Source organism: Variovorax sp. GW823-FHT04B03 (assembly GCF_058796495.1).
Map to the genome: position 1 here is coordinate 1,688,457 of NZ_JBXAIT010000001.1, position 12,359 is coordinate 1,700,815.

Annotated in this window: 11 protein-coding genes; 6 read left to right on the forward strand and 5 right to left on the reverse strand. The window is 69.1% G+C overall.

The features are described from left to right. Positions 1-8 precede the first annotated feature (8 nt). Both AC1RAD_RS07880 and AC1RAD_RS07885 read left to right on the forward strand, forming a co-directional pair. Positions 9-1,178, forward strand: coding sequence for a BMP family ABC transporter substrate-binding protein (locus tag AC1RAD_RS07880; protein ID WP_062477516.1), 1,170 nt, complete (start codon positions 9-11; stop codon positions 1,176-1,178). A gap of 83 nt (positions 1,179-1,261) precedes the next feature. Next, positions 1,262-1,639 (forward strand): hypothetical protein, encoded by a 378-nt coding sequence (locus AC1RAD_RS07885; RefSeq protein WP_492734414.1) that lies wholly within the window; start codon positions 1,262-1,264, stop codon positions 1,637-1,639. Between the two features lie 6 nt (positions 1,640-1,645). Here the strand turns inward: AC1RAD_RS07885 and AC1RAD_RS07890 are convergent, their stop codons facing one another. The 3 genes from AC1RAD_RS07890 to fabA form a co-directional block, all read right to left on the reverse strand. Further along, positions 1,646-2,041 (reverse strand): nuclear transport factor 2 family protein, encoded by a 396-nt coding sequence (locus tag AC1RAD_RS07890; protein ID WP_492729063.1) that lies wholly within the window; start codon positions 2,039-2,041, stop codon positions 1,646-1,648. A gap of 104 nt (positions 2,042-2,145) precedes the next feature. Next, positions 2,146-3,366, reverse strand: coding sequence for a beta-ketoacyl-ACP synthase I (gene fabB / locus AC1RAD_RS07895; RefSeq protein ID WP_492734416.1), 1,221 nt, complete (start codon positions 3,364-3,366; stop codon positions 2,146-2,148). 10 nt (positions 3,367-3,376) lie between these two features. Then, positions 3,377-3,892 (reverse strand): 3-hydroxyacyl-[acyl-carrier-protein] dehydratase FabA, encoded by a 516-nt coding sequence (gene fabA, locus AC1RAD_RS07900; protein WP_056574156.1) that lies wholly within the window; start codon positions 3,890-3,892, stop codon positions 3,377-3,379. Positions 3,893-4,126: 234 nt separating this feature from the next. Here fabA and AC1RAD_RS07905 point away from each other — a divergent pair, with 234 nt between their 5' ends. Further along, complete coding sequence (locus AC1RAD_RS07905; protein WP_492734417.1) at positions 4,127-5,194, forward strand: adenosine deaminase; 1,068 nt, start codon at positions 4,127-4,129, stop codon at positions 5,192-5,194. Here AC1RAD_RS07905 and AC1RAD_RS07910 read toward each other — a convergent pair. After that, positions 5,155-6,468, reverse strand: a complete 1,314-nt coding sequence (locus AC1RAD_RS07910) for an MFS transporter (protein ID WP_492734418.1) — start codon at positions 6,466-6,468, stop codon at positions 5,155-5,157. The genes AC1RAD_RS07905 and AC1RAD_RS07910 overlap by 40 nt on opposite strands. Before the next feature lie 106 nt (positions 6,469-6,574). Between AC1RAD_RS07910 and AC1RAD_RS07915 the strand changes: the two genes are divergently transcribed. The 3 genes from AC1RAD_RS07915 to AC1RAD_RS07925 all read left to right on the forward strand — a co-directional run bounded on the left by AC1RAD_RS07915 (position 6,575) and on the right by AC1RAD_RS07925 (position 11,109). Then, positions 6,575-7,528: a LysR substrate-binding domain-containing protein gene (locus AC1RAD_RS07915; protein ID WP_307637305.1), complete on the forward strand. Its 954-nt coding sequence runs from the start codon at positions 6,575-6,577 to the stop codon at positions 7,526-7,528. An 88-nt stretch (positions 7,529-7,616) separates the two neighbouring features. Beyond that, complete coding sequence (locus tag AC1RAD_RS07920; RefSeq protein WP_492734419.1) at positions 7,617-8,426, forward strand: helix-turn-helix domain-containing protein; 810 nt, start codon at positions 7,617-7,619, stop codon at positions 8,424-8,426. A 121-nt stretch (positions 8,427-8,547) separates the two neighbouring features. Then, entirely contained in the window at positions 8,548-11,109 is a 2,562-nt protein-coding gene (locus AC1RAD_RS07925) for a penicillin acylase family protein (protein WP_492734421.1), read from the forward strand. On the opposite strand, the gene AC1RAD_RS07930 is transcribed toward AC1RAD_RS07925, so the two are convergent. Then, positions 11,099-12,358 (reverse strand): MFS transporter, encoded by a 1,260-nt coding sequence (locus AC1RAD_RS07930; RefSeq protein WP_492734422.1) that lies wholly within the window; start codon positions 12,356-12,358, stop codon positions 11,099-11,101. The genes AC1RAD_RS07925 and AC1RAD_RS07930 overlap by 11 nt on opposite strands. Position 12,359 lies beyond the last annotated feature (1 nt).

Below are 12,359 nucleotides of genomic sequence, written 5' to 3' on the forward strand. Positions count from 1 at the left end.
TTTCGACAATGAATGATCTGAACAAGCGTTCCCTTCTCAAGCTCGCCGCCCTCACCGCGGTGGCTTCGGCGGCCCTCATCGGCTGCGGCAAGAAGGAAGAGGCGGCCGCCCCCGCAGCATCGCCGGCGCCGGCCCCCGCGGCCGCACCGGCTCCCGCACCGGCGGCCCCGCTGAACATCGCATTCGCCTATGTCGGTCCCGTGGGCGACGGCGGCTGGTCCTTCGCGCACGACAACGCCCGCAAGGCGCTCGAGAAGGAATTCGGCGACAAGATCAAGACCACTTTTGTCGAAAGCGTGCCCGAGTCGGCCGACGCCGAGCGCGTGTTCCGCGACTTCGTGGGCCAGGGCAACAAGCTGATCTTCGGCACCACCTTCGGCTACATGGAGCCCATGCTCAAGGTCGCCAACGACAGCAAGGACGTGAAGTTCGAGCATGCCACCGGCTACAAGACCGCCGAGAACATGCGCACCTACGACAGCCGCACCTACGAAGGTGCGTACATGGCCGGCGTGATCGCCGGCTCGATGACCAAGAGCAACACGCTGGGCGTGGTCGGCTCGGTGCCGATTCCTGAAGTGCTGCGCAACATCAACAGCTTCACGCTGGGTGCGCAGTCGGTCAACCCGAAGATCACGACCAAGGTCGTGTGGGTGAACGAGTGGTTCAGCCCGCCGAAGGAAACCGAAGCCGCCACCGCCCTCATCAACGGCGGCGCCGACGTGCTGTTCCAGAACACCGACTCGCCGGCCGTGCTCAAGACCGCCCAAGAAAAGGGCAAGCGCGCCTTCGGCTGGGACTCCGACATGACCGCCTACGGCCCGAAGGCCCACCTGGGCTCGGCCATCATCAACTGGGCGCCGTACTACATCAAGACCACGCAGGACGCGCTGGACGGCAAGTGGGCCACCGGCCAGACCTGGTGGGGCGTGAAGGAAGGCGCGATCGACATCGTCTCGATCGCCGAAGACGTGCCCGCCGAAGCCAAGGCCAAGGTCGAGGAAATCAAGAAGGGCCTGAAGGACGGCAGCTTCTCGATCTGGAAGGGCCCGATCGTCGGTCAGGACGGCAAGGAGCTGATCGCCAAGGACGCGGTCGCCGACGACAAGTTCCTGTCGGGCGTGAACTTCTACGTCAAGGGCGTGGAAGGCAAGGTGCCGGGCGGCGACAAGAAGTAATCATTGATCGATCGCTTCGGCGATTGCCACGAAAAGGGTCGTCTGTGGACGGCCCTTTTTCATTCAGGAAAGGGATTCACACCATGAAGCTGCAGAGGGTCATGGCGGCAGGCGCGGCACTGCTGGCCGTGTCGTTGTCGTTCGCCGCACCGCCGACGTTCTCGAAGGAAGAGCAGCGCCTGCGCAAGGCTGTGGACGATGCGGAAATGTGCTTTCACTTCGCCGGCGAATTCAACGGCGACGGGTCGGCGCACGACAAGGAAGTGGCGCGCCAACAGCGCCAGCATTGCGGCAAGGAAAGCCAGCAACTGGTGCTGCGCGCCTACCGCAAGAACCCGCAGGACACGCGCCTCTACCCGGCGGTGCTGCGGCTGGACGGGCTGATGCCGGGGCTCACGTTGCCTGCGGCCGAGAAGGCCCGGCTGTGTGCCGTGGCCAGGACGGAACTGGCCTGCCCCTGAGCGCGCTTATTGCTGCGCAGCCGCCTGCAGCTGCGCCGCCATCTTCTGGTGGATCAGGTTCACCGCCTTCAGCGGGCGCAGCATCACCTTGAACTCGGTGATCCGGCCTTCGGCGTTCCACTTCATCATGTCCACGCCGTTGATGGCGATGCCGTCCAGCTCGAGTTCGAACTCGAGCACGGCATCGGTCGGGCCCTGGAGTTCGCGCACGTAGCGGAAGCTCTCGTTGAAGAAGACCTGGAAGGCCGCGGCGAGGTACTGCTTCGTGATGGCCTTGCCGACCTGCGGCCGGTGCACCACGGGCGATAGGAAGACGGCGTCGTCGGCCAGCAGGGCGTCGAGCCCCGCCACGTCGCGTGTCTTGACGAGCCGGTGCCAGGTGGAAAGGGTGTCGATCGCCATGGGTCTCCTCGCGCGGTGGATGGATGGAAGAACGGAAAACCCAGTCTAGCGAAGCGCCTGCGGGCTCGTCGTCGCGGGCGCGACGGGGCCGGCAGGTGGCCGGGCTACGCGCCTTGCCAGCGCTTGAGCACCAGCGTGGCGTTGGTGCCGCCGAAGCCGAAGCTGTTGCTCATCACGGTGTCGACGGTGGCGTTCTCGCGCGTCGCGGTGAGGATCGGCATGTCGGCCACTTCGGGGTCGAGCGCCTCGATGTTGGCCGAGCCGGCCATGAAGTTGCCTTCCATCATCAGCAGGCAGTAGATCGCCTCGTGCACGCCGGCGGCGCCCAGCGAGTGGCCCGACAGGCTCTTGGTGGAGCTGATGGCCGGCGCCTTGTCGCCGAAGACTTCGCGCACGCCCTTCATTTCCATGACGTCGCCGACGGGCGTCGAGGTGCCGTGGGTGTTCAGGTAGTCGATGGGCGTGTCGACGGTCGACAGCGCCATCTGCATGCAGCGCACGGCGCCTTCGCCGCTGGGCGCGACCATGTCGTAGCCGTCGGAGGTGGCGCCATAGCCGACGATCTCGGCGTAGATTTTTGCGCCGCGCGCCAGTGCGTGGTCGAGCGACTCGACCACGACCATGCCGCCGCCGCCGGCGATGACGAAGCCGTCGCGCTCGGCGTCGTAGGCACGCGAGGCCTTCTCGGGGCTGTCGTTGTACTTGGTGGACAGCGCGCCCATGGCGTCGAACAGGAACGACTGGGTCCAGTGTTCTTCCTCACCGCCGCCGGCGAACACGATGTCCTGTTTGCCCATCTGGATCTGCTCCATGGCGTTGCCGATGCAGTGCGCGCTGGTGGCGCAGGCCGAGGCGATGGAGTAGTTCAGGCCCTTGATCTTGAAGGGCGTGGCCAGGCAGGCCGACACGGTGCTGCTCATGGTCCGCGTCACGCGGTAGGGGCCGACACGCTTGACGCCCTTTTCGCGCAGCAGGTCGAGCGCTTCCATCTGGTTCAGCGTGGAGGCGCCGCCCGAGCCGGCGATAAGGCCGGTGCGCGGGTTCGACACCTGCTCCTCGGTCAGGCCGGCATCGGCAATGGCGTCCTTCATGGCCAGGTAGGCGTAGGCCGCCGCGTGGCCGACGAAGCGGTAGAGCTTGCGGTCGATGAGGTCTTCGAGGGGAAGGTCGATGGAGCCGGCTACCTGGCTGCGCAGGCCCATTTCGGCGTAGGCCGGCTGGAACCGGATGCCGGGGCGGCTGGCACGCAGGTTGGCGGAGACGGTCTCCTTGTCGTTGCCCAGGCACGAAACGATGCCCAGACCGGTGATGACGACGCGTCGCATGGCGAAACCCTCAGAAGTTGTCGGTGGAAGTGAACACGCCGACCCGCAGGCCCTCGGCGGTGTAGATCTGGCGGCCGTCGACGCTCACCGAGCCGTCAGCGATGGCCAGGTTCAGCTTGCCCTTGAGCACGCGCTTGATCTGGATGCTGTAGGTGACGAGCTTGGCGGTCGGCAGGACCTGGCCCGTGAACTTCACTTCACCCGAGCCCAGGGCCCGGCCACGGCCCGGCAGGCCCTGCCAGCCGAGGAAGAAGCCCACCAGCTGCCACATGGCGTCCAGGCCCAGGCAGCCCGGCATCACCGGGTCGCCCTCGAAGTGGCAGGCGAAAAACCACAGGTCGGGCGTGATGTCGAGTTCGGCCGTGAGCTCGCCCTTGCCGTAGGTACCGCCCTCGGCGCTGATGTGGGTGATGCGGTCCACCATCAGCATGTTCGGGGCGGGCAGCTGGGCGTTGCCGGGGCCGAACAGTTCGCCGCGGCTGCAGCGCAGCAGGTCTTCGCGGGTGAAGGCGTTTTGTAGGGTCATGCGAGTCGATCAAGGACGGCGCCAGGGGCACGAATGCACGCTGCGCGCGGATTGGAGGGAACACGCCCGATGCCGGGCCTGCCGGGGTCCAAGCCTAGCGCATCCGCCATGGCCCGATTTGACCCAGATCAGTTTGGGGGAAATGGGGCTGGCAGCGTATACGTTTTCGGGGATGCCGCGCAGGGTGTCTGCCCTTATGCTGTGCGCGATCACAACGTCGATTTCCCACGCCCCATGACCGATTCCAGCCGCCCCCTCTTCGACCCCAGCTTCGCGCAGCGCATCCCCGCCGAACGCCTGCCCGAGCTGCTGCGCGCCATGCCCAAGGCCGAGCTGCACATGCACATCGAAGGCTCGCTCGAGCCCGAGCTGATCTTCGCGCTCGCGCAGCGAAACGGTGTCTCGATCCCGTATGCCAGCGTGGAAGAGCTGCGCAAGGCCTACGCCTTCACCAACCTGCAGACCTTTCTCGACATCTACTACGCCGGCGCCAGCGTGCTGCTGAAAGAGCAGGACTTCTACGACATGGCCTGGGCCTACATGGAGCGCGCCGCGGCCGACCACGTGGTGCACACCGAGATGTTCTTCGACCCGCAGACGCACACGGCGCGCGGCGTGGCCATGGAAACGGTGGTCAACGGCCTGCACCGCGCCTGCGTCGATGCGCTGCCGAAGCTGGGCGTGAGCGCCTCGCTCATCCTGTGCTTCCTGCGCCACCTGAGCGAGGAAGAGGCCTTCGAGACGCTGGAGCAGGCGCTGCCGTACCGCGACAAGTTCATCGGCGTGGGGCTCGACTCGAGCGAGGTCGGCCACCCGCCCGAGAAGTTCGCGCGCGTGTTCGCACGCTGCCGCGAGCTGGGCTTCCATCTCGTCGCGCACGCGGGCGAAGAAGGCCCGCCGGCCTATGTGTGGAGTGCGCTCGACGTGCTGAAGGTCGAGCGCGTCGACCACGGCGTGCAGAGCGCCAAGGACCCGGCGCTGATGAAGCGGCTGGCGCAAGACCGCATTCCGCTCACCGTGTGCCCGCTGTCGAACCTCAAGCTGTGCGTGTTCCCCGACCTGTCGCAGCACAACCTGGGCGCGCTGCTCGAGGCGGGGCTGGTCGCCACCGTCAACTCGGACGACCCGGCCTACTTCGGCGGCTACATGAACCAGAACTTCACGCAGACCTTCGCCGCGACCGGCCTGGGCGTGCAGCAGGCCTGGCAGCTCGCGGCCAACAGCTTCGAGGGCAGCTTCATCGACGCGGCGGCCAAGCGCGCCTACGTCGACCGGCTCAACGCCGTCTTCGCGACCTTCTGAGCCAGCTCGGCCGCGCAGGCGCCGGGACCGGCGTCGCGGCGCGGCACGAGCAGCGGCATCGCCACCAGCGCGCAGGCGCTGGCCGCCAGCCACACGACCGGCCAGCCCTGCAGTGCCAGCAGGTGCGGAATCGAGAAGGGCGTGACGAAGCACACGAGGAACACGCTGGTGTTCGCCATGCCCAGCGCGGTGCCGGCGCGCGCCGCGCCGGCCAGCGTGGCCAGCTCGGTGTACGCCACGCCGTGCCAGGCCGACACGCACACGCCGCTCACGGCCAGCAGCGCGATCAGCGCCAGCCGCAGCGGTGTGGAGGGCGCCTCGGTGCCCGCCGTCATCACCAGCGCGGCCAGGCCCGCGAACAGCAGCACGCTGAGTGCGCTGCAGGCGCGCAGGTAGGCCGGGCGGTTGCGGCGGCGGTCGGTCCAGCGGCCGCTCCACACGCGCATCGCCATCGCGCCGACCTGCACGAAGACCATGGCGGCGGTGATCGTGCCCAGGCCCACGTGGCCGAAGTCGTGCAGGAACACCGTGCCGAAGGACAGCACCGCGAACTGCGGCGCGCACAGGATGCCGATGCCGGCCACGATGCGCCACACGCGCACATCGCGCAGCGGGCCGGTCTTCGGCGCCGGCGCTTCCACGTTCGCGTGACGGGGCGCCACGGGCGGCTCGTGCACCCAGGCCCAGCTCATCGCCGCGCTCAGCGTGCACAGCAGCGCCAGCAGGCCGTACAGCGCGGCAAAGCCGAAGTGCAGCGCCACGAAGGGCAGCACCAGCGCGCCGATGCCGCCGCCCATCGGCACGGCGGTCTGGCGGATGCTCATGGCGAGGCCGCGCTCGCTGGCGTCGAACCAGGTCATCACCGCGCGCCCGCTGGCGCCGTTCACGCTGCCGCCGAGCAGGCCCACCAGCAGCAGCCCCGCGCCGAGCACGCCGAGGCCCGGCACATGGCCGGCGCCCGGCGCGGCCCACAGCGCCATCGCCACCAGCGCGATCGCCGTGCTGCCCAGCCCGGCCAGCAGCACGGGGCGGTCGCCCCAGCGGTCGGTCAGCAGGCCCCAGGGCAGCTCGCTCACGGCGATGCCCAGGCCCATGAGGCCGAGCACCAGGCCGAGCGCGGCGTTGTCGAGCTGGTAGCCGGTGCGCATGAGCACGGCGGTCATGGGAATGCCGCTGAAGGCGACCGAGAAGGCCGCGTTGGCGGCCACGCCGGCGGCGAGCACCTTCCAGCGATGGCGGGGCGACAACGGAGGGGAGGAGGGCGATTGGGTCATGTTGCAGCGCAGTGTCCGCCGCTGAAAATGTTTTGAAAATCAGAAAATAATGAGCGGATCGTCCTGAAATTCAGGATGATCGAAAAGCCTCATGCAAGGACCCGCGATGACCCAGGTGATGTTCGATCTCGACGTGCTGCGCACCTTCTCCACCGGCATGGCGCTCGGCAGCTACGCGCGCGCGGCCGACAAGCTGGGCCGCTCGACCTCGGCCGTGAGCGCGCAGCTCAAGAAGCTGGAGTCGCAGGCCGGCACCGTGCTGTTCCGCAAGGAGGGCCGCGGCCTGGCGCTCACCGATGCCGGCGAGACGCTGCTGGCCTACGCGCACCGCATGCTCGAGCTCAACGACGAAGCCAGCGCCGCCCTGCGCGGCGCCGACCTGCAGGGCTGGGTGCGGCTGGGCCTGCAGGAAGACTTCGGCGAGACGCTGCTGCCGGCCGTGCTCGGCCGCTTCGCGCGCGCCCATCCCAAGGTGCGCATCGAGGCCTGCGTGGCGCGCAGCGGCGAGCTGCGCGAGCGGCTCGAGCTGGGCCAGCTCGACCTGGCCCTGGCATGGGACGCGGGCGACCAGCCGCTGTCGCCGCATGCCGAGCGCGTGGCGCGGATGCCGCTGCTGTGGATCGGCCCCACGGCGCCCGAGCGCGTCGATGCGCCCTGGTGGACCGAGCGCGAGCACCGCGCGGGCGTTCGCGCCGTGAAGAGCAAGGAGCCGCTGCCGCTCATCATGCTGGACGCCCCGTGCCCGCTGCGCGAGATCGTCATCACCGCGCTCGACCGCGCCGGCCTGCCGTGGCGCCGCGCCTTCGGCAGCGCCAGCCTGGCGGCGCTGTGGGCCGCGACCTCGGCCGGGCTGGGCCTGACCGTGCGCACGCCGTTCGGCTTGCCTGCGCATGTGCGCGCGCTCGACCGCGCGGTGCTCTCGCTGCCCGCGCTGCCGCAGATCTCGCTCGTGCTGTACCGCGCGCAGGCCCGCGCCGAAGCGCCGGCGAGCCGGCTGGCCACGCTGCTGCTGGAGGCCGTGCGCCAGCATCTGCAGCTCGAGACCGTGCAACCCCGCTGAGCGCAGGCCCTTGCGCGGGCCGCCGCCGCGATGCGTGAGAATCCGCCGCTGGAGACAAGTACAAGAGACAAGACCCAAGCGAGACGGCATGACCACCACGCGGCACAACTCCCTGCACCTGTGGGACGACAGGTTCCTCTACATCACGCCGGCGATCCAGTCGGGGCTCACGGCGCGTTCGTCGGCCACGCTGCTGGCGTCGGTGAGCGGCCATCCCTTCACGCTGGAGGCGGTCGACGGCACGCGCGTGCGCTGCACCGCCGCGCTGGTGGGGCCGCACGTGTCGCGCCGGCTCGATGTCGACGGCTGCGGACTGCTGTCGCTCAACCTCGACCCGGCCTCCAGCGCCTACCGCATGCTCTCGCGGCACCTGGGCGGCCACGGCATCCAGCCGCTCGACGCGCGCCGCTTCGGCCGCGCGCGCGACGACTTCGAACCGGCGCAGCACGGCGCGCTGTCCGACCGGCGCCTGCAGCTGCTGAGCTCCAGGCTGGTCACCGCGATCACCGAGTGCCCCGAGATCGAGGCCGCCATCGACCCGCGCATCGAGCGCGTGCTGCAGGCCATCCGCACGCATGCGGGGCAGATCCCGCTGCGCGAGCTGTCGGCGCTGGCCTTTCTCTCGCCCGACCGGCTCACGCATTTGTTCGCGCAGCAGGTGGGCGTGTCGATCAAGCGCTATGCGCTGTGGACCAAGGTGCGCCGCACGGTGCAGCAGTTCACCGCGCGCCGCCCGCTGACCGACGTGGCGCTGGTCAGCGGCTTCACCGACGCGGCGCACATGAGCCGCACCTTCCAGCGCTACTTCGGCCTGTCGCCGTCCTTCCTGTCGAACCAGGTGCGCGTGACGGCCGACGAGCAGGCCTCGCACGCGTGGGGGCGCGGGCTCGCGCACTGAGGCGCCTTCGAAGGTCTCCAGGCGCGGCGCAGGACAGCGGCTGCGTTCAAGCCCCGGCACGCCGGCGTGCCTAAGCTGTGCGGTGCTCCGTCAAGAGAGCGCCCATCCAACTGGAGACAGCATGAGACCTCGGACTTTCCTGCGCGGCGCAACGCCGCGATCACTCTGGCTTGCGCTCGTGGCCGCAGCCGCACTGACCGCCTGCGGTGGCGGCGGAGGCGGTGGCAGCAGCAGCTTTCCCTTCTTCCCCGGCACGGGCGGCAATCCACCCGCAGAGAACAACGCCTACAAGGCCGAGATCCGCCGCACCACGATGGGCGTGCCGCACATCAAGGCCGCCGACTGGCCCGACCTGGGCTACGGCTACGGCTACGCGCAGGCCGAGGACAACCTGTGCACCATGGCCGACTCGTTCCTCACCTACCGCGGCGAGCGCTCGCAGTACTTCGGTGCCGACGCGAAGCTCGTGGCCGGCAGCACCATCGGCCTGCCGAAGAACATCGACTCCGACTTCTTCCACCGCCACGTCATCTCGCCCGATGTGCTGCAGCAGATGACAAATGCCCAGGCCGATTACATGCAGCGACTGGTGGAAGGTTTTGCCGCGGGCTACAACCGCTACCTGCGCGACGCGAAGGCCGGTGGCAGCGCGCACGCGGCGTGCCGCACCAAAGCCTGGGTGAAGCCGATCACCGCCGAGGACATCTACCGCCGCATGTACGCGACCAACCTGGCGGGCGGCTACAGCAACTTCCTGGCGCACATCGCGAACGCGACCCCGCCCGTGCCCGCGGCGCCGACGAAGGTCGCGGCACGCAGCACCAGTAACAGCAAGAAGAAAGCGCCGCCGCTGCAGCTCGCCGCACGCGATCTCGCCGTGCCCTTGCAGGTCGGCGGCGAAGAGGGCGTGGGCAGCAACATGATCGGCTTCGGCACCGCCGCCACCGGCGACGCGAGCCCGCTGCTGTTCGGCAACCCGCACTGGTACTGGCGCGGGCCTGACCGCTTCTACCAGGCGCAGCTCACCATTCCGGGCAAGCTCAACGTGAGCGGCACTTCGTTCCTGGGCATTCCGGTGACGCTGATCGGCTTCAACGACAACATCGCGTGGAGCCACACGGTCTCGACCGCCAAGCGCTTCGGCTTCTACGAACTGCAGCTGGCCTCGGGCGACGCCACCAGCTACATGCGCGACGGCAACGCGGTGAAGATGCAGGCGCGCGAGATCACCGTGCAGGTGAAGCAGGCCGACGGCAGCGTGGTGCCGGTGACGCGCACGCTCTACAAGTCCGAGTACGGGCCGATCATCAACCTGCAGTACCTCAGCGACAAGCTGCCGCCGTGGACCACCACCATGGCCTACGCGATGCGCGACATCAACGATCAGAACTTCCGCACCTTCCGCAACTGGCTGCGCTGGAGCCAGGCGAAGTCGCTCGACGAGTTCATCGCCATCCAGCGCGAAGAAGCGGCCATTCCGTGGGTCAACACCGTGGCCGTGGGCCGGGGCAGCGCCAAGGCCTGGTATGCCGACATCGGTGCGGTGCCCAACGTGTCGGTGGACCAGGTGGCGACCTGTTCGAGCAAGAGCCCGGTCGGCGGGGCGTTGCAAGCCGTGCCGGCGCTGGCCCGCGTGCCGGTGCTCGACGGCTCGCGCAGCGCCTGCGACTGGCAGACCGACCCCGACTCGGCGCAAAAGGGCGCGCTGGGCGCCGCCCGCATGCCCAGCCTGCTGCGCGACGACTACGTGGCCAACATGAACGACAGCTATTGGCTGGCGAATCCGAAGGCGCCGCTCACCGGCTTCCCGGAGATCATGGGACCGGCCGGCACCGACCCCGTGACCTTCCGCACGCGCCTGGGCCACCTGCTCGCGCAAGGCCGCATCAATGGCACCGACAGCCACGGCGCGCGGGGTGCCACGCCCGACACCGTGAAGCGCATGGTGCTGGACAGCCGCGCGCTGACGGCCGAGCTCTTCAAGATGCAGGCGCTGCCGCTGGTGTGCGCGAAGGCCACCATCAACGTCGCCACCGATCCGCTGACCAGCGAGGCCATCGGCCGCGACATCGACGTCACGGCCGCCTGCAGCGCGCTGCAGGACTGGAACGGCACCGGCGTTGCGGGCGCGCGCGGCGCGCATGTGTGGGACGAGTTCTGGAACCGCGCCTCGCGCATTCCGGCGGCCGACCTGTACAGCGTGGCCTTCAACCCGGCCGACCCGGTCCGTACCCCGCGCGACCTGAAGCCTGACGCCGCGCCCGCGCTGCAGCAGGCCTTCGCCGCCGCGGTGGCGCGCGTGCAGGCCAGCGGCTTCGCCGAGAACGCGGCGCGCGGCGATTACCTGTTCGCCACGCGCAGCGGCCAGAAGATCCCGCTGTACGGCGGCTGCGGCGGCCCGGGCTACTTCACCATCGCCTGCTCCGAGAACCGGCTCGACAAGGGCGGCTACACGATGGACATCAACCCGAACGGCAACAGCTACATGCACATCGTGCGCTTCCCTGAAGGCGGCGTGGAGGCCCACACCTTCCTGACGTTCTCGCTGTCGGACGACCCGGCCTCGGCACACAACGCCGACTACACCCGGGCCTACAGCGCGGGGCAGTGGCTGAAGGTGCCGTTCTCCGAAGCGGAGATCAAGGGCGACGCGGCCTACCGCAGCGCGGTCGTCAGCGAATAGCAGACGACGCGGCCGCGCGCTGCGCGAGCCAGTTCCACCCGGCGCCTGCGGCCATGAGCACGCAGGTGCCGAGGAACACCGCGCGCATGCCGATGTGCCCGCCCACGAAGCCGCCCAGCAGCGGGCCCGCCACCTGGCCCGCGTACTGCGCCGACGTCGAGTAGCCCAGCATGTTGCCGGCCACGCGCTCGGGTACGTTGTGGCGGATCACGCTGGCAATGCACGGCAGCAGCCCGCCGAGCGACAGCCCCATCAGGAAGCGCAGCACCACCAGCTGCCAGCCCGCCGTGACGAAGGCCTGCGGAATCAGCAGCAGCGCCGACACTGCAAGACAGCCGACGATCACGTTCCAGTGCCCCACGCGGTCGGCCAGCTTGCCCAGCCGCGAGGCCGAGAGGATGCTGCCGAGTGCGGCGGCCGACATCACGAGGCCGGCCATCATCGTCACGCGCTGCGGGTCGTCCAGCAGCGTGGCGACGTAGACCGTGATGATCGGCTCGATCGACATGTTCGCGAGCATCAGCAGCATGCCGGTGAAGAGCATCGCGACCAGCGGGCGCTTGTCGGGCACGGCGGCCCAGCCGATGTCGTCGGAGGCGCCGTGCTGCTTCGCTGCGGAAGGCGCCTTCTTCTCTTCACGGATGAGAAAGGCCGTCGCGAGAAAGGCGACGAAGATCATCGCGCCCGCCGCGAAGAAGGTGTTGCGGATGCCGACCAGCGGCGGCAGCACCCCGCCCACCAGCGGCCCCACGAGGTTGCCCGCCATGATGGCCGACGACATCGTGCCCAGGGCCCAGCCGGTGCGGTCCTTGGGCGTCTGCGTGGCGACCAGCACCATCGAGCCCGAGGCGTACCCGCCGAGCAGCCCCGCCAGCAGCCGCAGGCCCACGAGCTGCCACACGTTGGCCGCCAGGCCGATCAGCGCCATCGCCACCGCCATGCCGAGGCTTGCGCGGATCAGCATCGGCTTGCGCCCGTAGCGGTCGGCCAGCCGGCCCCACAGCGGCGCGACCAGCGCGGCGCTCAGGAACGTGGCGCCATAGGCCGCGCCCGACCACTGCACGATGGCCGCGTGGTCCTTCACGCCAAGCTGCTCGACGTACAGCGGCAGGAAGGGCAGCAGCAGCGTCATCGCGATGATGGTCGTGAAGGAGCCGAACATGCAGACGGCGAGGTTGCGCTGCCAGTGTGCGTGGGCGCCCGGTTCGGCTGCAGGGGCGCCTGTTGTCGTTGTCGTCGGGTTGGTCATG